The organism is Pantoea sp. EKM101V (genome assembly GCF_011800325.1).
Taxonomy (GTDB): Bacteria; Pseudomonadota; Gammaproteobacteria; order Enterobacterales; family Enterobacteriaceae; genus Pantoea; species Pantoea anthophila.
The window spans coordinates 149,225-168,933 of sequence record NZ_JAALFP010000009.1; the positions used below are offsets into that span (position 1 = coordinate 149,225).

The 19,709-nt window shown below is 57.9% G+C and carries 19 protein-coding genes; 6 read left to right on the forward strand and 13 right to left on the reverse strand.

Annotated features, from left to right (window positions below):
• Positions 1–47: 47 nt before the first annotated feature.
• Positions 48–470 (reverse strand): TonB system transport protein ExbD, encoded by a 423-nt coding sequence (gene exbD, locus HFD92_RS15340; protein ID WP_009087249.1) that lies wholly within the window; start codon positions 468–470, stop codon positions 48–50.
• 6 nt (positions 471–476) lie between these two features.
• Positions 477–1,199, reverse strand: a complete 723-nt coding sequence (gene exbB / locus HFD92_RS15345; RefSeq protein ID WP_185185208.1) for a tol-pal system-associated acyl-CoA thioesterase — start codon at positions 1,197–1,199, stop codon at positions 477–479.
• Positions 1,200–1,460: 261 nt separating this feature from the next.
• On the opposite strand from exbB, the gene metC reads away from it, so the two are divergent.
• Both metC and HFD92_RS15355 read left to right on the forward strand, forming a co-directional pair.
• The gene (gene metC / locus HFD92_RS15350; protein WP_140029532.1) at positions 1,461–2,651 is read left to right on the forward strand and encodes a cystathionine beta-lyase; all 1,191 of its coding nucleotides are present in this window, start codon (positions 1,461–1,463) and stop codon (positions 2,649–2,651) included.
• Positions 2,652–2,822: 171 nt separating this feature from the next.
• A complete protein-coding gene (locus HFD92_RS15355) occupies positions 2,823–3,485 on the forward strand; it encodes a DedA family protein (protein ID WP_009087255.1) in 663 nt (220 codons plus the stop codon).
• A gap of 32 nt (positions 3,486–3,517) precedes the next feature.
• Here the strand turns inward: HFD92_RS15355 and HFD92_RS15360 are convergent, their stop codons facing one another.
• Positions 3,518–4,426 (reverse strand): AraC family transcriptional regulator, encoded by a 909-nt coding sequence (locus HFD92_RS15360; RefSeq protein WP_009087257.1) that lies wholly within the window; start codon positions 4,424–4,426, stop codon positions 3,518–3,520.
• A gap of 203 nt (positions 4,427–4,629) precedes the next feature.
• Here HFD92_RS15360 and dkgA point away from each other — a divergent pair, with 203 nt between their 5' ends.
• The gene (gene dkgA, locus HFD92_RS15365; RefSeq protein WP_009087259.1) at positions 4,630–5,454 is read left to right on the forward strand and encodes a 2,5-didehydrogluconate reductase DkgA; all 825 of its coding nucleotides are present in this window, start codon (positions 4,630–4,632) and stop codon (positions 5,452–5,454) included.
• A gap of 80 nt (positions 5,455–5,534) precedes the next feature.
• Here dkgA and ftsP read toward each other — a convergent pair whose 3' ends face one another.
• From ftsP to HFD92_RS15385, 4 genes are all read right to left on the reverse strand, one after another.
• The gene (gene ftsP / locus HFD92_RS15370) at positions 5,535–6,965 is read right to left on the reverse strand and encodes a cell division protein FtsP (RefSeq protein WP_009087261.1); all 1,431 of its coding nucleotides are present in this window, start codon (positions 6,963–6,965) and stop codon (positions 5,535–5,537) included.
• A gap of 146 nt (positions 6,966–7,111) precedes the next feature.
• Positions 7,112–7,849: a 1-acylglycerol-3-phosphate O-acyltransferase gene (locus tag HFD92_RS15375; protein WP_046102557.1), complete on the reverse strand. Its 738-nt coding sequence runs from the start codon at positions 7,847–7,849 to the stop codon at positions 7,112–7,114.
• Positions 7,850–7,894: 45 nt separating this feature from the next.
• The gene (gene parC, locus HFD92_RS15380; RefSeq protein ID WP_167429209.1) at positions 7,895–10,168 is read right to left on the reverse strand and encodes a DNA topoisomerase IV subunit A; all 2,274 of its coding nucleotides are present in this window, start codon (positions 10,166–10,168) and stop codon (positions 7,895–7,897) included.
• Positions 10,169–10,361: 193 nt separating this feature from the next.
• A complete protein-coding gene (locus HFD92_RS15385; protein WP_140029535.1) occupies positions 10,362–11,126 on the reverse strand; it encodes a transporter substrate-binding domain-containing protein in 765 nt (254 codons plus the stop codon).
• Between the two features lie 156 nt (positions 11,127–11,282).
• Between HFD92_RS15385 and HFD92_RS15390 the strand changes: the two genes are divergently transcribed.
• Together HFD92_RS15390 and HFD92_RS15395 are read left to right on the forward strand one after the other, a co-directional pair.
• The gene (locus HFD92_RS15390; protein ID WP_167429210.1) at positions 11,283–11,864 is read left to right on the forward strand and encodes an NAD(P)H-dependent oxidoreductase; all 582 of its coding nucleotides are present in this window, start codon (positions 11,283–11,285) and stop codon (positions 11,862–11,864) included.
• Between the two features lie 48 nt (positions 11,865–11,912).
• Positions 11,913–12,221 carry a putative quinol monooxygenase gene (locus HFD92_RS15395; RefSeq protein WP_009087274.1) on the forward strand — a complete coding sequence of 103 codons (309 nt, stop codon included), beginning with the start codon at positions 11,913–11,915 and terminating at the stop codon, positions 12,219–12,221.
• 298 nt (positions 12,222–12,519) lie between these two features.
• On the opposite strand, the gene HFD92_RS15400 is transcribed toward HFD92_RS15395, so the two are convergent.
• The 6 genes from HFD92_RS15400 to nudF form a co-directional block, all read right to left on the reverse strand.
• On the reverse strand, positions 12,520–13,419 hold the full coding sequence (locus HFD92_RS15400) for a LysR substrate-binding domain-containing protein (RefSeq protein WP_111208166.1): 900 nt from the start codon (positions 13,417–13,419) through the stop codon (positions 12,520–12,522).
• Between the two features lie 98 nt (positions 13,420–13,517).
• Entirely contained in the window at positions 13,518–15,413 is a 1,896-nt protein-coding gene (gene parE / locus HFD92_RS15405) for a DNA topoisomerase IV subunit B (protein ID WP_009087278.1), read from the reverse strand.
• A 48-nt stretch (positions 15,414–15,461) separates the two neighbouring features.
• Positions 15,462–16,043, reverse strand: a complete 582-nt coding sequence (gene yqiA, locus HFD92_RS15410; RefSeq protein ID WP_009087280.1) for an esterase YqiA — start codon at positions 16,041–16,043, stop codon at positions 15,462–15,464.
• Positions 16,044–16,046: 3 nt separating this feature from the next.
• The gene (gene cpdA / locus HFD92_RS15415) at positions 16,047–16,874 is read right to left on the reverse strand and encodes a 3',5'-cyclic-AMP phosphodiesterase (protein ID WP_009087282.1); all 828 of its coding nucleotides are present in this window, start codon (positions 16,872–16,874) and stop codon (positions 16,047–16,049) included.
• A gap of 42 nt (positions 16,875–16,916) precedes the next feature.
• The gene (locus tag HFD92_RS15420) at positions 16,917–17,342 is read right to left on the reverse strand and encodes a DUF1249 family protein (protein ID WP_009087284.1); all 426 of its coding nucleotides are present in this window, start codon (positions 17,340–17,342) and stop codon (positions 16,917–16,919) included.
• Complete coding sequence (gene nudF, locus HFD92_RS15425; RefSeq protein ID WP_009087285.1) at positions 17,339–17,974, reverse strand: ADP-ribose diphosphatase; 636 nt, start codon at positions 17,972–17,974, stop codon at positions 17,339–17,341. The genes HFD92_RS15420 and nudF overlap by 4 nt, the downstream gene beginning before the upstream one ends.
• Before the next feature lie 211 nt (positions 17,975–18,185).
• Here nudF and tolC point away from each other — a divergent pair, with 211 nt between their 5' ends.
• Entirely contained in the window at positions 18,186–19,655 is a 1,470-nt protein-coding gene (gene tolC / locus HFD92_RS15430) for an outer membrane channel protein TolC (protein ID WP_058956432.1), read from the forward strand.
• Positions 19,656–19,709 lie beyond the last annotated feature (54 nt).

Consider the following 19,709-nt stretch of genomic DNA (forward strand, 5'->3'; position numbering starts at 1 on the left):
AAAAAGGCGACTGCCTCAGTCGCCTCTTTGTCGTGCCGGATAACCCGCTATTTCTTCACGGTTTCCATACCCATCAGACCAATTTTCAGGTAGCCCGCCGTGCGCAGCTTATCCATCACGCTCATCAGCGTTTCATAATCGACCGACTTGTCGGCCTGGAAGAAAATGGTGGTCTCTTTGTTGCCCTGGGTCTGGCTGGTCAGCACATTCACCAGTGAGTCCGGCGTCACCGCGTCGTTACCGACGTAAAGCTGCTTATCCGCTTTAATCGACAGGTAAACCGGTTTTTCCGGACGCGGCTGCGGCGCGCTTGTAGAGGCGGGCAGATTGACGCGCACGTCGACCGTGGCCAGTGGCGCGGCCACCATAAAGATGATCAGCAGCACCAGCATGACGTCGATAAACGGCGTCACGTTGATCTCATGCATTTCACCATCGGTTTGCAGATCGTCGTTTAATCGCATTGCCATAAGAACTTACCCTAAGCGCAGTTTCTGAGCCGCTGCAGGACGCGGAACCTCAGCCGCCACGGTGCCCAGGTCGATGTCACGGCTCTGCAGCAGCATCACCTGCGCAGCGACATCACCCAGCGAGGCTTTGTAGTTGGCGATCATGCGCGCAAAGACGTTGTAGATCACCACCGCCGGGATCGCCGCGACCAGGCCAATCGCGGTCGCCAGCAGCGCTTCGGCGATACCCGGCGCCACTACCGCCAGATTGGTGGTCTGGGTTTTGGCGATACCGATAAAGCTGTTCATGATGCCCCAGACGGTGCCGAACAGACCGATAAAGGGCGCGACAGAACCGATGGTCGCGAGGAAGCCATTTCCGCGTCCGGCGTGGCGGCTGAACGCAGCAACGCGGCGCTCCAGGCGGAAGCTGGTGCGATCTTTAATGCCGTTAGTATCTTCCACACCCGCCGACAGCGTCAGTTCATTCTGCGCATCGTTCAGCAGTACGACGCTGTGACTGTGATCGGTAAACGACTGGGCAATGCGGGCGGCGTCATTCAGACTGCGCGCTTCGCCCAACGCCAGCTGCTCGCGCTTCAGGCGGCGCTTCGCGGCGCTGAGTTCGGCATATTTGCCAAAGAATATCGCCCAGGTCACTACGGAGGCCAACAACAGGCCAATCATGACCACCTTTACCACGATATCGGCATGCTGATACATGCCCCAAACGGAGAGGTCCGTTTGCATCAAATCACTGGCTACCACGCTGCTTCTCCAACTTCATATACAGGAATGCGGGACAAGCGCGAATAATAGCAAAATAATGGCGAATTGATAGTAGTTCTCATTACTATTTACAAACTCTGACCGCCCGCTTTGCCGTGACCCGCGCGGCTTTCAACCCGCTTTTTATCCTGCTCTCTGTTCTGATAATCGCCATTGAGTCTCAACCCTGCTGGCCGTTTCGTGGTAACGTGAGAGCTTAGTCAGAAGCGGCAAGGGCGACTCATGACCACCAGAAAAATTGATACCACGCTCGTCAGTGCAGGACGCAGCAAGCGTTATACCCAGGGTTCGGTGAACAGCGTGATTCAGCGCGCTTCCTCGCTGGTTTTTGATACGGTCGCGGAGAAAAAACGCGCGACCGCAGGACGGGCAAAAGGTGAACTCTTTTATGGCCGTCGTGGCACCCTGACGCACTTCGCGCTGCAGGATGCGATGACGGAGCTGGAAGGCGGCGCGGGCTGCGTGCTCTACCCCTGCGGTGCGGCAGCGGTGGCGAATGCGATCCTGGCCTTCGTCGAAGCGGGCGACCATCTCCTGATGAGCGGCGCGGTCTATGAACCGACGCAGGATTTCTGCACCAGAATTCTGGCGAAGATGAATGTCTCGACCAGCTGGTTCGATCACTGCATCGGCAGCGAAATCGGTGCGCTGGTCCAGCCCAACACCCGCGTCGTATTTCTGGAGTCCCCCGCCTCAATTACCATGGAAGTGCAGGATATTCCGGCGATTGTGGCGGCGGTCCGCGCCATCGCGCCCGAGGCGATCATCATGCTCGATAACACCTGGGCAGCCGGTATCCTGTTTGATGCGCTGGCGCACGGCGTCGATATCTCGATTCAGGCTGGCACCAAATATCTGATTGGACACAGCGATGCGATGATCGGCACGGCGGTCGCCAATGCGCGCTGCATCGATCAGCTGCGCGAAAACTCCTATCTGATGGGCCAGATGGTCGATGCCGATACCGCCTATATGGCGAGCCGCGGCCTGCGCACTCTGGGCACCCGTCTGCGTCAGCATGAAGAGAGCGCCCTGCAGGTCGCGGAGTGGCTGGCAGCACGGCCCGAGGTGGCCCGCGTCAACCATCCTGCGCTGGCGCAGAGCAAAGGCCATACGTTCTGGCAGCGCGACTTTAACGGCAGCAGCGGCCTCTTCTCATTCATTCTGCAGGAAAAATTGAGCGCCCCGCAGCTGGCGGAATATCTCGATCACTTCCATCATTTCAGCATGGCTTACTCCTGGGGCGGCTATGAATCGCTGATCCTGGCCAATCAGCCTGAAGAACTGGCCGCGATTCGTCCGGCGGGCGGCGTGGATTTCACCGGTACGCTGGTCAGGCTGCACATCGGTCTGGAGCATGTAGATGACCTGATCGCCGATCTGGAGGCCGGTTTTGCGCGTCTGACGCGCTGAGCAAAGAAAAAAGTAAACAGAAGATAAACCGGGTCGCGGCTGACCAGTGAGTTTGCCGGGCTATAACGGATTTGTTGTTAACATTTATCCCGTATCGTTCAGCGCGTCAGTGCAGTCACTGCGCGCGCGGAATGCAGACGAATAGTTCCTTGTGACGTGATGGAATCGCTAATGGGTGTTTTACACGAGATTGTCCAGGCGCTCTGGCATCAGGATTTTGCCGCGCTGGCAAATCCGGATGTGGTATGGGTGGTATATGGCGTGATGTTTCTGACGCTGTTTCTGGAAAATGGTCTGTTACCTGCCTCCTTCCTGCCGGGCGACAGCCTGCTGTTACTGGCGGGTGCGATGGTGGCCAAAGGGGTCATGGATTTTGTCCCCACGATGGTGATCCTCACGACCGCCGCCAGCCTCGGCTGCTGGCTGAGTTATCTGCAGGGGCGCTGGCTGGGCAATACCCGTCTGGTGAAGAGCTGGCTGATGCATCTGCCCGCGCAGTATCATCAGCGTGCCTGGAATATGTTTAACCGTCACGGCCTGATGGCGTTGCTGGTCGGCCGCTTTCTCGCCTTTATCCGCACCATTCTGCCCACCATGGCGGGAATTGCGGGCCTGCAGAACAGTCGCTTCCAGCTCTTTAACTGGCTCAGCGGCGTGCTGTGGGTCGGCATTGTGGTCGCCTTTGGCTATGGCATCAGCCAGGTGCCGTTTATCAAGCGTCATGAAGATCAGGTGATGGCGATCCTGATGGTGCTGCCGATGGTGTTACTGGTGGTCGGCCTGTTTGGCAGCATTCTGGTGATCTGGAAAAAGCGTCGGCAGAAACAGGCCTGATTGCAGCACGCGGTGCCGGGATCTGCCGCCTCTCAGGCGGACGGATCCGCGACCGTCTGCCTGACCCGACTCACCTCTTCTCCCGGCGTTACGCCAAAGTAGCGCTTAAACTCCCGCGAAAACTGTGAAGGGCTTTCATAGCCAACCCGCACCGCCGCCGCGCTCGCTTTCAGCCCATCGTGCAACATCAGCAGCCGCGCCTGATGCAGACGATAGCGCTTGAGGTACTGCAACGGCGACGTCTGGGTGACCGCTTTAAAGTTATGGTGAAAAGCGGAAACGCTCATGTTCACTTCTGCCGCCAGTGCATCGACGCTGAGGTTATCCGCATAGTGATTCTCAATCCGGCGCAGCGCACGCGCGATCTGGCTGAACTGGGTCTGCCGGCTCACCAGTGAAAGCAGCGCGCCGCCAATCGGGCCGGTCAGCACGTAATAGATAATCTCCCGCACAATGTGTGGTCCCAGCACCCGCGCTTCGCGCGGCTGAGTCATCACATCAAGCAGGCGTTCTGCGGCACAGAGCATCGGCTCCGTCAGCCACGCCGAGTGAATACCGGAGGTCAGCGGCTGCGGCTGAAACTGGTCGTCATCGCCGATTTCGATCAGCAGATCCTGCAGGCTGGCGGTGTCCACATTGAGACACAGCCCGGCAATCGGGGTTTCCGGCGACGCCCAGGTTTCGCACTCCGCCGGCAGCGGCACGGTGAGCATCAGATATTTGCTGGCGTCATACTGAAAGACGGTGCTGCCTAGGTAGCCGGTTTTGCTGCCCTGAAACAAAATGACAATGCCGGGCTGATACATCATCGGCGTCCGGGGACGATACTGATTTGCGTAGATCAGCGACACATTTTCGACCTGACAGAGCCGGTCGCGACCCTGCGTCATTAAGTTAACTACCTGCTGTGCCAGCCGGTGACACAGTGCATCGTGCGCCATAGCGACTCCTTTACGGGTAAAAATCCAGTGTGCCGCGCGGATGTGCAAATCACCAGCGGGCTGGAGAATCAGGCAAGAATTTTACCGAATCAGGCAGGGCTTCAGAACGCGGGCGGAGCGCTTCACTGAGCAGGCTGAAAATTGTTGGCTAGACTTAAGCACAGTGAAATCTCATGGGTTAACCGCAACGGAAAGGAGCAACTATGGCAGACCAGCCCATTATTAAACTGCGCGATGGCAATATGATGCCGCAACTGGGACTCGGCGTGTGGCAGGCCAGCATTGAAGATGCGCGTCATGCGGTGCTGAAAGCGCTGGAAGTCGGCTATCGCTCAATCGACACCGCCGCGGCCTACAAAAATGAAGAGGCGATCGGTCAGGCACTGCAGGAAACCGACGTGCCGCGTGAAGAGATTTTTGTCACCACCAAACTGTGGAATGACGATCAGCAGAACGTTCAGCAGGCGATGGAAACCAGCCTGCAGAAACTGCAGCTGGAGCAGGTCGATCTCTACCTGATGCACTGGCCCTGCCCGGAAAAAGATCACTATGTGGATGCCTGGAAGAAGATGATTGAGCTGCAGCAGCAGGGACTGACCAAAAGTATCGGCGTCTGCAACTTCCATGAAGCGCATCTGAAGCGACTGATGGATGAAACCGGTGTCACCCCGGTGGTCAATCAGATTGAGCTGCACCCGATGCTGCAGCAGCGCACCCTTCACGCCTGGAACGCGATGCACCAGATTCAGACCGAATCCTGGAGTCCGCTGGCGCAGGGCGGCAAAGGGGTGTTCGATCAGGAGATCATCAAGTCGCTGGCGAAGAAGTATGGCAAGACCCCGGCCCAGATCGTTATCCGCTGGCATCTGGACAGTGGCCTGGTGGTGATCCCGAAATCTGTAACCCCAGCCCGTATCGAAGAGAACTTTAAGGTGTTCGACTTCCGTCTGGATAAGCATGAAGTGAGTGATATTGCGAAGCTGGACAGCGGCAATCGTCTGGGGCCGGACCCGGAAACTTTTAACTAAGCCCGGTAACGCACTGACCGCTCTGCGGCTGCAGAGCAGAAAGCGTGGGTCAGGCGGGTCTCCCCGCCTGACTCTGTGCGTTATGCAGAAGGCTGTACCACCAGCTGACCGGCCGTGCCACGATCAGCCAGTTCCAGCGTCTGGCTGTAATAGACGAACGGGAAATGGTCTGACGAACTCTGCGGGAAGCTGACCATCAGTTCCACACTGCCATCGACCCACACCGTATCCTTCCAGCCACGATCTTCGCCCATAGGCTGTGCGCCATTGACACTTTTAATCAGGAACATGACGCCCTGAATATGCAGCGCCTGTGGCCGGTCGGCGTGCAGGATCCAGCGCTCAAAGGTGCCCTGCTGCGCGGTGGTATCAATCCGGTTCATATCCCAGAGCGCGCCATTGATGCCCGGCATCGTGTCGCCGATACGGAATTCGCGGGTGCGAACCGACGCCCCATCCAGAATCTGATCGGCCAGCAGCCGCATCGGCAGGTTATCGGTCACCAGCGGCAGTAAACCGGTGGGCCGCAGGGTCAGGATCAGGGTAGAGGTCAGAATCGATGAGGGCTCGAAGAAGCCACGCAGCCGATCCATGATGCCCGCCGCCGTTCCCGCCGTAATCGACACCTCATCGCCCTGCGACATGTCTATCAGCACCTCCCGGCGCTCACCGGGTGCCAGCGAGAGACGCTGCACCGCCACCGGGGCAGAGAGAAAACCCTGATCGCTGGCAATAACCATAAACGGACGATTATCGCTGAGCACCATCTCATAGCGTCGCGCATTTGAGGCGTTCAGCAGACGCAGACGCACCCAGCCGCGTGACACCTCGACGTACGGATTGCGGACGCCATTCACCAGCAGCGTATCGCCCAGGAAGCCGCCATCCTGCGGCGGGTCGTAGACCGGCGTGGCAAAGTTATCGAGCCGCTTGTCCTGAATAATAATCGGGAAGTCATCCACGCCGTAGTGCTTTGGCAACGGCAGTTGCTTGCTGACGTCATCCTCCACCAGCCACATGCCCGCCAGTCCATTGTAGATATGCGGAGCCATGCGGTTTGGCGTGTTGGCGTGATACCAGCAGGTCGAGGCGGCCTGACGAATCGGCAGAACCGGTGCCCAGTCAACCCCAGCCGACATCATGCGCGGCGCGCCGCCCATCAGGGCGCCTGGCAGCTGCAGGCCGCTGACGGTCATAGAGACCGGTTCATTCAGCCGGTTGCTGTAGATCAGCTTAACGTCATCGCCGCTGTAAACCCGGACGGTCGGCCCCAGGTAGAGGCCATTGATGCCCCAGACCGGTACTTTGTTGTTGTCGCCATTAAACGACCAGTGGCTGCGCTGCATCGTCAGGAACAGCGGCTGGCCGCGACGGGACTCCAGCAACGGCGGAACCGGAAGCGGTGTGTCGCCACTGGCAGAAGACGCGGCACGGGCCGCATGAGGGATGATACCGGCGCTAAGCGCCACTCCGGCAGAAAGCTGGATGAACTGACGTCTGCTGAAAGACATAAAACTTCTGACCCTTTACGCGTGGCGCTAACGCGCCGACCCTGTTTTTATTGCTCTGTTTTTGCTGTGCTGCGTTCACGACGGCGGGCAGTCACTGCCACGCCGTGTGGCATCCATGCAGGATAGTTCGGCGAACGGCTCGCCGGTCAGATTTTTCCGTTTTTTTCGCGCTCGGCCACTTCGGCGTTCAGCTCTTCCAGCTTCGCGGCCATCAGTTCGCGACAGTGGGTAGCCAGCTTACGCACCGAAACCGATTCGAACGCCTTTACGTCAACCGGTGGCAGCATCTCAACGATGACCAGGCCATTTTTCAGGCGGTTAAGGTTGATCTTGTCATGGGTGTTGGAGACCACAATCGGAATGATCGGCACGCCCGCCGCGACAGCAGCGTGGAATGCCCCGGTTTTAAACGGCAGCAGGCCACGGCCCCGACTGCGCGTGCCTTCCGGGAACATCCAGATGGAGATGCGCTTGCGGTTGAACTGATCCACCAGCTCACCGATGGTGCCGCGCGCTTTAGCACGGTCGTCACGGTCAATCAGCAGGTTGCCGGTCAGCCAGTAGAGCGGGCCAAAAAAGGGCACCCACAACAGGCTCTTTTTACCGACCGTGACCGTCGAGGGCTGCACAATTTTGGCGGCGGTGACCATGTCGTAGTTGTTCTGATGGTTCGCGATGTAGATCGCATTCCCGTAGTTCTCCGCCCCTTCCGGTTTACGCAGTTCGACTTTCAGGCCAAACACCGTCGATAAGCGGCCAAACAGATGGCCAAAGGTGGCGACGTGACGCGGATCGCGCGGTGAAAAAAGACACCAGACAGAGCCAAACACACAGATCAAAATCGAATAGATGATGACAATAATGGTACGCAGAATCAGTAGCATAGTTCCCTCATTGAGCCACGGCTGACGCGGGGTCAGCCGGGTTGTTTACGCTTCGCTATCCGGGCTCGCCGGACGCGCAGGCGCATCCAGTTCAACACGATCAATTTTTTGCAGGCCGCGCGGTAACAGCGTGCCGCGACGTCCGCGATCGGCGCGGAATTTCTGAAGCTCTTCACTGCGCAACAACATTTTACGCTTGCCGACGTGCAGCGTAATCGCGCTGCCCGGTGGCAGGATCATCAGCCAGGCCAGTTTGTCCTGACCGGCGGCCGCTTCCGCGGAAGGAATGGAGATGATTTTGTTGCCCTTGCCTTTCGACATCTGCGGCAGCTCTCCGACCGGGAACATCAGCATCCGTCCCGCCTGCGTGATCGCCAGCAGCATGTCATCTTCATGATGCACGGCCATCGGCGTCATCACGCGGGCGTTGTCCGGCAGCGTCAGCAGCGCTTTACCGGCGCGGTTGCGCGACACCAGGTCGCTGAAGGTGCAGATAAAACCGTAACCCGCATCCGAGGCCATCAGCAGACGCTGGTCATCAGCTTCCATCAGCACCTGTTCAATCACGGCGCCCGGCGGCGGCGTCAGCTTGCCGGTCAGCGGCTCGCCCTGTCCGCGTGCAGAAGGCAGCGACGTCGGGTCCAGGGTGTAGCTGCGACCGGTGGAGTCGATGAAGGCCACCGGCTGATTGCTCTTGCCGCGTGCGGCAGCCAGATAGCTGTCACCCGCTTTGTAGCTCAGGCCCGCCGGATCGATATCGTGCCCTTTAGCACTGCGTACCCAGCCCATCTGCGACAGCACAATGGTGACCGGCTCAGACGGCACCAGCTCGGTTTCACTCAGGGCTTTGGCTTCTTCACGCTCACGCAGCGGCGAACGACGCTCATCGCCGTAGCTGGCGCTGTCAGCCTGCAGCTCTTTCTTCAGCAGGGTGTTCATCTTGCGCTCAGAGGCCAGCGTGGCCTGCAGCTGATCGCGCTCTTTTTCCAGATCCGCCTGCTCGCCACGGATCTTCATCTCTTCCAGTTTTGCCAGGTGGCGTAACTTCAGTTCGAGAATCGATTCGGCCTGGGTTTCACTGATGCCAAAACGCGACATCAGCACCGGCTTCGGCTCATCCTCCGTCCGGATGATTTCAATCACCTCATCGATGTTGAGGAACGCCACCAGCAGCCCTTCCAGGATATGCAGGCGACGCAGCACGCGATCCAGACGGTAGTTAAGACGCCGTTTTACCGTTTCGCGACGGAACACCAGCCATTCGGTCAGGATCTCATGCAGGTTTTTCACCGCCGGACGGTTATCCAGCCCGATCATGTTGAGGTTAACGCGGTAGCTTTTTTCCAGATCGGTGGTGGCGAACAGATGGTTCATGACCTGATCGAGATCGACGCGGTTAGATCGCGGCACGATCACCAGCCGGGTCGGGTTCTCATGATCCGACTCATCACGCAGATCCTCGACCATCGGCAGTTTTTTATTGCGCATCTGGTTCGCGATCTGCTCCAGCACGCGCGCGCCTGAAACCTGATGTGGCAGCGCGGTGATAACCACCTCGCCCTCTTCCTTTTTCCAGACCGCGCGCTGGCGGATGGAGCCACGCCCGGACTGATAGATTTTGCGGATTTCGTCACGCGGCGTGATGATCTCCGCCTCGGTCGGATAATCAGGCCCCTGAACAATATCGAGCAGCTGTTCCAGCGTGGTTTTTGGCGAGTCGATCAGGGCAATCGCCGCCTGCGCCACTTCACGCAGGTTGTGCGGCGGGATGTCGGTCGCCATACCGACTGCAATACCGGTGGTGCCGTTGAGCAGAATGTTCGGCAGGCGCGCCGGCAGCATCTTCGGCTCCTGCAGCGTACCGTCGAAGTTCGGCTGATAATCGACCGTCCCTTGCCCCAGTTCGCTCAGCAGCACTTCAGCATATTTTGACAGGCGCGATTCGGTGTAACGCATCGCGGCAAACGACTTGGGATCGTCCGGCGCCCCCCAGTTTCCCTGGCCATCAACCAGCGGATAGCGGTAGGAGAAAGGCTGCGCCATCAGCACCATCGCTTCATAGCAGGCGCTGTCGCCGTGCGGATGGTATTTACCCAGCACGTCACCGACAGTACGCGCCGATTTTTTAAATTTTGCGCTGGCGTTCAGTCCCAGTTCGGACATGGCGTAGACAATACGGCGCTGGACCGGCTTTAACCCGTCACCAATATAAGGCAGGGCGCGGTCCATGATGACGTACATCGAATAGTTTAAGTACGCGTTCTCGGTAAACGTATGCAGGGCAAGACGCTCTGCACCATCCTGAGTCAGTTCACTCATTAATTTCTCATCCTCACATCGTGGCCCACAACGGCGGGACACCCGGCGGTGGTTTGGCGAGGATAGTACCTTATTCGCTGGTGTTAGTCACAGGGGAAGCGCGGGTCTGCGCGCCGTGCACCCGCGCGATTTCAGCCGCCCGAGGCGTGCCAGTCAGCGACCGGCACGCCTCGCGTCGTCAGGCAGGAGCCGGTCAGCGCGCGGCACCCATCCACTGGCGGGCAATATCACGGTATTCCCCGGTCGCGGTGCTGAGGTGCAGCCACTGATCGACATAGAGCTTCCAGCTGATGTCGTCACGCGGAATCATGTACGCCTTCTCACCATACTGCAGCGGCTTGTCAGCATTCAGGGCACAGAGCGTCGGATAGTGCTGCTGCTGATAGCGCGCTTCGGAGGCGTCAGTGATCATGACATCCGCCTTGTTGTCCACCAGCTGCTGAAAGATGGTGACGTTATCGTGGAACAGCGTCAGTGATGCGTTGGGCAGATGGCTGTGAACAAAGGCTTCGTTGGTGCCGCCTGCCGGTTCAATCAGGCGCACATCGGGACGGTTGAGCTGCTCAATCGTCTGAAAGCGCGTTTTATCGGCGCAGCGCACCAGCGGGATTTTGCCATCAACATCCAGCGGCTGGGCGAACCAGGCGGTCTGCTGGCGTTTCAGGGTGACCGAAATGCCCCCGACGGCGATATCACACTGCTTCGCCAGAAAGTCGGGCATCAGGGTTTTCCAGGTGGTCGGCACCCACTGCACCTTAGCGTTCAGCGAGGTCGCCAGCGCGTCAGCCATCGTGATATCCAGGCCCTCATACTGACCATCGGGACGCAGGAAGCTGTAAGGCTTGTAGTCGCCGGTGGTACAGACTTTCAGGACTTTAGAACTGAGGATAGTGTCGAGATGAGATTGAGCCTGGACAGCACCGCTGGCCAGCAGCAAAGCGAAGACGATTTTTTTCATTGGTGTTTTTTTCATGATGAGTTTGCCCACTCATCGTGCCATAGACGGGCCGATTATTGCTGTCATAGCAAAAGTCTTGTGATCAACGTCCCATTTTTCTGCGGCCGCAGCGCGCGTAAGCTGAGCCCCATATTCAGACAATGAGGTAAACAGTTGATGAGCAAAATTTTAATTATTGATGGCGGCAAAACCTTTGCCCACTCTAAAGGCGAACTGAACCACACCCTGACCGATGTGGCGGCCAGTCAGCTGCGTGACATGGGACATGAGGTTTCTGTCACCGTCGCGGACAGCGACTATGTGGTAGCCGATGAAGTACAGAAGTACGTTGAGAGCGATGTGGTGATATATCAGATGCCGGGCTGGTGGATGGGTGAGCCCTGGACCGTGAAGCGTTACATCGATGAAGTCTTCACCGAAGGCCACGGCTCGCTCTACGCCAGCGATGGTCGTACCCGCTCCGATGCCGCGAAAAAATATGGTTCCGGCGGCCTGCTGCAGGGCAAAAAATATATGCTGTCTTTGACCTGGAACGCGCCGCTGCAGGCCTTTACCGATCCGGAGCAGTTCTTTGAAGGCGTCGGCGTGGATGGTCTCTATCTGCACTTCCACAAAGCGAATCAGTTCCTGGGAATGGAGGCGCTGCCGACCTTTATCTGCAACGACGTGATTAAAGCTCCGGACGTGCCACGCGACATCGCCGCTTATCGGAACCATCTTAGCCAGTTTTTTGCCTAAGATAGAGGGTGGAGACTTACACTTTTCCCACGAAAGAGGAATTCGCGAATGTTAACTGTCGTAGCAGAAATTTGTGTCAAACCCGGACGCCGCCAGGCCGTGCTCGATGCCGTGAACAAGCTGATCCCGCAGGTGCTGGCAGAAGATGGCTGCCATCAGTATGACGCGCTGCTGGATCATCAGGCTCAGGTGCCGTGGAAGCAGAACTCCCCCGACTCTATTTTCATGCTGGAACAGTGGGAAACGCTGCGCCATCTGGAGCAGCATCAGCAGATGCCGCACATGGATGCCCATCGCGCGCTGATCAAAGATGACGTGGTGGATGTGAAGATTCTGGTGCTGGAACCCAGCGCCTGATTGTTGCTGAAGCTTTAATTCCTGTGGTGTAACCGGGGTTAAGGCTGGTGATAAAAACCTGGCCAGATTCGCTTTGCGATCGAGCCGGCACAGGGAACAGGGTCAGATCGGAAAAACGCAAAAACGTCATCCATGACTGCTCGGCCCGCGCCGTCCATGGCGCGGGACGTTTTCCTCTTCTGACCCTGTTCCCTGCGCGCTGAGCTAATACATTGCGGTCAGACGTGCCCGCATGCGGGTTTAGCACTCATCTGAACCCCTGTCCCGCGACAGGGGTTTTTTATTTCTGACAGACGGCTCAGAGCAGCTGTCGACGGTCGATCTCGCTGCGGAGAAAATCCAGGAAGCAGCCAATGCGCGAAGAGAGCGTGGTGTTTCGGTAGTAGACCGCATGCACCGGCAGCCGCAGCTCGCGGGTTTCCGCTGCCAGCACCGGCACCAGTCGCCCGGCGGCGCAATCTTCGCGACTGACAAAGTCGGAAAGGCGCGCAATCCCCTGTCCTGCCAGCGCCAGCTGCCGGATGGTCTCTCCGCTGGAAGCCGCGATCGTCGGCTTAACCCGCATAAACTCCCCTTCCGCCTGCCAGACCGGCCAGAGGTTATGGATCTCAGGATGACTGAAGCCAATGGTCTGATGCTGCGCCAGATCGCCAACGCTCTGCGGTGTGCCCGCCTTCGCCAGATAAGCCGGACTCGCCATCAGCCGGATCGCGCTGCTGCCCAGCATCCGGGCGCGCAGCGTGGAGTCGCGCAGTTCACCAATGCGAATGGCCACGTCGGTCTGCTGCTCCAGCAGATCGATCAGGATATCGTCGGTATTCAGCTCAAGCTGGATCAGCGGATAGCGGGCGCGGAAATCCTCCACCAGCGGCACGATCACATGCAGCATAAAGGGCGTCGCTGCGTTGACCCGCAGCCGTCCTGACGGCATTTCACGCCGCAGGGCAATCTGCTCTTCAGCCTGTTCAACCGAGGCCAGAATCTGGCGCGCATGCTCCAGAAAGACCTGCCCCTCTTCGGTCAGTGCCAGCCGTCGGGTGGTGCGATGCAGCAGCGTGGTCTGCAGTTTACTCTCCAGCCGCGACAGTGCCCGACTGATACCGGAACTGGTCTGCGCCAGCTGAGAGGCCGCCGCCGTAATCGAGCCGCTGTCCACCACCGCCACCCAGGCGCGTAGCTCTTCCAGGGTAATTTTCACAAGGGTTACTGTCTCTGCTGAGTGGACTGGCTTTCCGGCCACCGTTCACGGGTGATGCGTCGGGCATAAAAGAACAGGACGCTTTCGCGTCCTGCTTTTTACACTTCGATGTCGGCCATATCGCCTTTTTCCTGCAACCAGTTGCGCCGGTCTTCGGAACGTTTTTTCGCCAGCAGCATATCCATCATGCGCAGGGTCTGATCCGCATCCTCGTCGCTGATGGTCAGCTGCACCAGACGGCGGGTATTGGGATCGAGCGTGGTTTCACGCAGCTGCAGCGGGTTCATCTCACCCAGCCCTTTGAAGCGCTGTACGTTAGGCTTACCCTTTTTGCGTTTCAGCTGCTCCAGCACGCCCTCTTTCTCATCTTCGTCCAGCGCGTAGTAAACCTCTTTGCCGAGGTCGATACGGTAAAGCGGCGGCATGGCGACGTAGACGTGCCCGCCTTTGACCAGGGAACGGAAATGCTTCACGAACAGCGCACAGAGCAGCGTGGCGATGTGCAGCCCATCCGAGTCCGCATCCGCCAGGATGCAGATCTTGCCGTAACGCAGCTGAGAAAGATCTTCGCTGTCGGGATCGATACCGATCGCCACCGAAATATCATGCACTTCCTGCGACGCCAGCACCTCATCGGAAGAGACTTCCCAGGTGTTCAGGATCTTGCCTTTCAGCGGCATGATCGCCTGATATTCACGATCGCGGGCCTGCTTGGCCGATCCGCCTGCCGAGTCCCCTTCGACCAGGAACAGTTCTGTCTTATTCAGATCCTGGGCGGTGCAGTCCGCCAGCTTGCCTGGCAGCGCCGGCCCGCTGGTGAGTTTCTTGCGCACCACCTTTTTGGCGGCCCGCATACGCCGCTGGGCGCTGGAGATCGCCAGTTCAGCCAGCAGTTCTGCCGTCTGGATGTTCTGGTTGAGCCACAGGCTGAAGGCATCCTTCACCACGCCCGACACAAAGGCGGCACACTGACGTGATGACAGGCGCTCTTTGGTCTGACCGGCAAACTGCGGATCCTGCATCTTCACCGACAGCACATAGGCGCAGCGGTCCCAGATATCTTCCGCAGAGAGCTTCACGCCACGCGGCAGGATATTGCGGTATTCGCAGAACTCACGCATCGCATCCAGCAGCCCCTGACGCAGACCGTTAACATGGGTTCCCCCCTGCATGGTCGGGATCAGGTTGACGTAGCTTTCCGTTAACAGCTCACCGCCTTCCGGCAGCCACAACAGCGCCCAGTCCACCGCCTCCACATCACCGGCAAAACTGCCGACAAACGGTTTTTCAGGCAGCGTAGGCAGGCCGTTCACGGCTTCACACAGATAGTCGGTCAGGCCATCTTCATAGCACCAGCGCTGTTCGGTGTTGTTGAGCTTGTCTTTAAAGATTATCTCAACGCCCGGACAGAGCACCGCTTTGGCTTTCAGCAGATGTGAAAGGCGCGAAACCGAGAAACGCGGGCTGTCGAAGAAGCTCTCATCGGGCCAGAAGTGGACGCGCGTACCGGTGTTGCGTTTTGCCACCGTGCCGGTCACGGTCAGATCCTGAACTTTGTCGCCATTCTCAAACGCCATGTCATAGATCTCGCCATTACGGCGCACCGTGACTTCGACACGTTTAGAGAGGGCGTTAACGACCGAGATCCCGACGCCGTGCAGGCCGCCCGAAAACTGGTAGTTCTTGTTGGAAAACTTGCCGCCCGCATGCAGGCGGCAGAGGATCAGCTCGACGGCTGGCACGCCCTCTTCCGGGTGAATATCCACCGGCATGCCGCGCCCGTCATCAATGACTTCCAGCGACTGATCGGCGTGCAGAATCACTTCAACCCGCTTCGCGTGGCCGCCCAGCGCCTCATCGACGCTGTTATCAATCACTTCCTGACCCAAATGGTTGGGCCGCGTCGTATCGGTGTACATCCCCGGGCGACGGCGAACAGGCTCAAGGCCAGTCAGGACCTCAATGGCATCCGCGTTATAATTTGATTGACTCATCGTAAATGTCTGTCAGATGGGTGAAATGGGGTGCGATTTCCGCGTTACTCAGGTGTGATTCAGACCAAGAAAGTCCAGAATCTGCGGGAAATGGCGCTCGAATCCAGTAAATGCATGATTTCCGCCCTCTTCTACCGTGTGGCGACACGCGCTGTAGTAGTCGAGCGCCTGACGGTAATCGAGAACTTCATCGCCGGTTTGTTGCAGCAGCCAGAGTAAATCGGGCGCTTCCAGCGGTTCGATCTGCATTACTTTCAGATCGTAAATGTGGCGTGACTCTAACACATATTGCTGGCCGGTGTAGGGATTCTGATTGTCGCCGAGGAAATCGGCCAGCAGCTCAAAGGGGCGTACCGCAGGGTTGACGACAACCGCCGGCAGCATAAAGCATTGTGACAGCCAGGTGGCGTAATAGCCCCCCAGCGACGAGCCGACCAGCCCCAGGGTTTCACCGCTGTGGCTCAGGACCAGCTCTTCCAGCAGGGCGGCAGCGTCCGCCGGAAAGGTTGGCAGCTGCGGCACAATCATCTTAATCGACGGATGATGCGTCTCTAACCATTGCCGGAACTGCGTCGCCTTCGCCGACTGCGGCGAGCTGTTAAAACCGTGCAGATAGAGCAGTGCCGCCACGCGTCAGTATCCTTCTGAGTCTAAATCGGGACGAAAAGCGTCGGTGTCGAGCCGGTTAACTTCGGTCTCTACGCCGCCATCCGGATGCAGGGTAAACCAGCGCCAGCCTGGCGCGACGGTATCAATCGCAAAGCTGGTGCAGTGGGGTTTGAACTGCACGCAGGTCGAAGGGGTCGCCAGCACCCGGCGGCCATGCCACAGCAGATCCAGCTCCTGATGAATGTGACCACATACCAGCGTCCGGGCCAGCGGATAGCGCTGTAACACCGCGTCAAGCTGATGGGAATTGCGCAGGCTGTGCTGGTCGAGCCAGGTGCAGCCTGAGGCCAGCGGATGGTGATGCAACAGGACCAGCGTATGTCGTTGTGGAAAGCGGGCCAGCGCGTTATCGAGCCACTCCAGCTGGTAGTCGCTCAGCATGCCGTGCGGCACACCGGGCACCTGGCTGTCGAGCAGGACGATCTGCCACTGATCGCCCAGCAGCACCTGCTTGTGGGCATTGATATGGGCGGCTGCCAGCGTATCGACCATCGCGGGCTGGAAATCGTGATTTCCCGGCAGCCAGACGCAGGGGCGGGGCAAACGTGAGATGCCCTCAGCAAAATGCTGATAGGCCTCCACTGAGTGGTCCTGAGCCAGATCGCCGGTGGCAATGATCAGGTCGTAGTCGCGCTGCTGCGCAGTAATTGCCTCCACGACCGCTTCATAGCTCGACCAGGTATTCACCCCAAGTAGCGACTCATGTTTTCCAGCGAACAGGTGGGTGTCCGTGATTTGTAAAATCCTGATTTCGGAACCGTTCGCCACAGGAAGAGTTAGCAGGCTATCCAAAGCGTTTCCTTCGTCTCCACGCCATTTACTGCATTATACGCATCAGCATACCGGAACTGCCATTGCGCCATGTGCCAGGCAGTAGCGCAGCCAGTCTGCGAGAAACTGGTTTATCTGATGTTTTTCATCGCGCTGATGCAATTTTTTATTAGGATAATCATAGCGCGCTTTAAAGCGATAGATCTGTTGAGTTGAACACACTTCAGCGACCATCGCATCGTGATAGAGCCGTACCGACATCGAAGGCAGGCTCCAGTAACTCACGGCAGGCGCGACCTGGCGAATCTCCACCAGCGTGGTGTAGCGGGTCGACTCCTGAATGGTCAGCTGATAACGGGCGCCACTCACCTGATAGATCACCGATGCGCCCGCCTCATCGCTGCGCGGCAGCAGGCGGCGTAACTGGGCGAAATTGGTTTCGCAGAGCCGCATCATTTCGGGGAAATCAGGGGTATAGCGCTGTTTCATTTTTGTATCCACTCTTCACGTAGTTTTTCATGGTGCAACGCCAGCCATTGCAGGGCGATGACAGACGCCGCATTATCGATAATCCCCTCTTCCACCCAGCGATAAGCCTGTTCGCGGCTCACCACATGGACAAGAATATCCTCATTCTCTTCCTCCAGACCATGGCATCCCTCTGCCAGGCTGGCATCCACTTCCCCAATCAGCACCGACAGTCGTTCGCTGGTGCCGCCAGGGCTGGCCAGATAGCTCAACATAGGCTTAATCCGGCCGACCTCTAATCCTGCTTCTTCCACGGCTTCACGACGCACAACCTGCTCAACAGACTCCCCCGGTTCGATAATGCCGGCGACCATCTCCAGCAGCCAGGGCGAGGCACTGCTGTCATAAGCCGGGATGCGGATCTGTTCAATCAGCACCACTTCATCGCGTAAGGGATCATAAGGTAGCAGCACGGCGGCATGTCCGCGCTCAAAAACTTCGCGCTGCACTTCGCCGCTCATTTCGCCATTAAACTGGCGGTGGCGGAAGCGGTAACGTACAACGGAAAAAAAACCATCATAGACGGTTTCGCGTGTAATAATTTCTACATCGTTTTTTGTGAAAGTCACGGGGGATTTTTTTTCTTCCGGCATCATCAGGTTCCTTATGCAGATTGGGTGGAGCGAAAAAAGCCTCTGACCGTGCTCCATGTAGGGTGTTCTTTCTGAATTATTTACGTAAATTAGAGGGAGAAGGCACGTTCAGCCAACTTATCTCACAGTTGCCCTCTGCTAGAATCGGCGATAATTTTTGGCTTACCCGGCAGCGCACGCACTGCAATTTGCTGCAACAAAAGGAATGCAAATGAAAAAACTGCTCCCATTTTTTATTGGGCTGAGCCTGGGCGGTTTCAGCTTTACCGGCCAGGCCGAAGATCTGCTGCAGGTTTACCAGCAGGCACGTCTGAGCAACCCGGATCTGCGCAGCGCCGCAGCCGATCGCGATTCTGCTTTTGAGAAAATCAACGAAGCGCGTAGCCCATTATTACCACAGCTCGGCCTGGGTGCAGATTACACCTACAACAGCGGTTATCGCGATAACAGCGGACTCCATTCCAACACGACCAGTGGCTCGCTGCAATTAACCCAGACCATTTTCGATATGTCGAAATGGCGCGCGCTGACCCTGCAGGAAAAAGCGGCCGGTATTCAGGATGTGACCTATCAGGTTGCACAGCAGGATCTGATTCTGAACACCGCCACCGCCTACTTCAACGTGCTGAAAGCCATTGATACGCTTTCTTACACCGAAGCGCAGAAACAGTCCATCTATCGTGAGCTGGACCAGACGACTCAGCGCTTTAACGTCGGCCTGGTGGCCATCACTGACGTTCAGAACGCCCGCGCGCAGTATGACAGCGTGCTGGCTAACGAAGTGACCGCGCGAAACAATCTGGATAACAACGTAGAGACGCTGCGTCAGATCACCGGCATGGACTACCTGTCGCTGGCGTCGCTGAATATCGACCGTTTCAGAACCGATAAGCCGGAAGCGGTCAGTGCGCTGCTCAAGCAGGCCGAGAGTCGTAACCTGTCGCTGCTCTCTGCACGTCTGAACCAGGATCTGGCTCGTGAGCAGATCCGCTCCGCGGAAACCGGTCATATGCCGACGCTGGATTTGACCGCCTCTACCGGCATGTCGAACAGCAAATATGGCGGCAGCCGTGCTAACCAGAGTGCAGGCTCTACCGACTCCATCACCGGTTCAAACCAGGTGGGTCTGAGCTTCTCCCTGCCGCTTTACAGCGGCGGCGGCGTGACCTCTCAGGTGAAACAGGCGCAGTACGGTTTCGTCAGCGCCAGCGAACAGCTGGAAAGCGCTCACCGCACTGCGGTGCAGACCGTGCGCTCATCGTTCAACAACGTGAACGCCTCGATCAGCAGCATCAACGCCTATAAACAGGCCGTTGTCTCTGCGCAGAGTTCACTGGATGCGTCAGAAGCCGGTTATCAGGTGGGTACACGTACTATCGTCGACGTGCTGGATGCGACCACCGTACTCTACAATGCCAAGCAGCAGCTTTCTGATGCGCGCTACAGCTACCTGATTAACCAGCTGAACATCAGCTATGCGCTGGGCACGCTCAACGAGCAAAGCCTGCAGAAACTGAACAGCCAGCTGGGTAAAGAGATCCCGACCTCTCCGGAAACCGTGGCACCGGAAAACGCGCAGCAGACCGCGCGCGTGGACAACGGTCCGGTCGCGACGGGCTCAGCAGAGGCTGCGCGTCCTGCCGCGGCCCGCCAGAAAAGCGGTAACCCTTTCGGTAACTAATCAGCACTGACGGGCTGCTTTGCGGCCCGTCTCTCTGTTGAACGTATAACTAAG

Coding starts and splice junctions, on each gene's coding strand:
- tolC (WP_058956432.1), top strand. CDS start 18,186: ATGAAAAAACTGCTCCCATTTTTTATTGGGCTGAGCCTGGGCGGTTTC.
- HFD92_RS15360 (WP_009087257.1), bottom strand. CDS start 4,426: ATGGCGCACGATGCACTGTGTCACCGGCTGGCACAGCAGGTAGTTAAC.
- exbB (WP_185185208.1), bottom strand. CDS start 1,199: ATGCAAACGGACCTCTCCGTTTGGGGCATGTATCAGCATGCCGATATC.
- HFD92_RS15395 (WP_009087274.1), top strand. CDS start 11,913: ATGTTAACTGTCGTAGCAGAAATTTGTGTCAAACCCGGACGCCGCCAG.
- HFD92_RS15385 (WP_140029535.1), bottom strand. CDS start 11,126: ATGAAAAAAATCGTCTTCGCTTTGCTGCTGGCCAGCGGTGCTGTCCAG.
- metC (WP_140029532.1), top strand. CDS start 1,461: ATGACCACCAGAAAAATTGATACCACGCTCGTCAGTGCAGGACGCAGC.
- exbD (WP_009087249.1), bottom strand. CDS start 470: ATGGCAATGCGATTAAACGACGATCTGCAAACCGATGGTGAAATGCAT.
- dkgA (WP_009087259.1), top strand. CDS start 4,630: ATGGCAGACCAGCCCATTATTAAACTGCGCGATGGCAATATGATGCCG.
- HFD92_RS15420 (WP_009087284.1), bottom strand. CDS start 17,342: ATGAAACAGCGCTATACCCCTGATTTCCCCGAAATGATGCGGCTCTGC.
- ftsP (WP_009087261.1), bottom strand. CDS start 6,965: ATGTCTTTCAGCAGACGTCAGTTCATCCAGCTTTCTGCCGGAGTGGCG.
- nudF (WP_009087285.1), bottom strand. CDS start 17,974: ATGCCGGAAGAAAAAAAATCCCCCGTGACTTTCACAAAAAACGATGTA.
- HFD92_RS15355 (WP_009087255.1), top strand. CDS start 2,823: ATGGGTGTTTTACACGAGATTGTCCAGGCGCTCTGGCATCAGGATTTT.
- parC (WP_167429209.1), bottom strand. CDS start 10,168: ATGAGTGAACTGACTCAGGATGGTGCAGAGCGTCTTGCCCTGCATACG.
- HFD92_RS15375 (WP_046102557.1), bottom strand. CDS start 7,849: ATGCTACTGATTCTGCGTACCATTATTGTCATCATCTATTCGATTTTG.
- HFD92_RS15390 (WP_167429210.1), top strand. CDS start 11,283: ATGAGCAAAATTTTAATTATTGATGGCGGCAAAACCTTTGCCCACTCT.
- parE (WP_009087278.1), bottom strand. CDS start 15,413: ATGAGTCAATCAAATTATAACGCGGATGCCATTGAGGTCCTGACTGGC.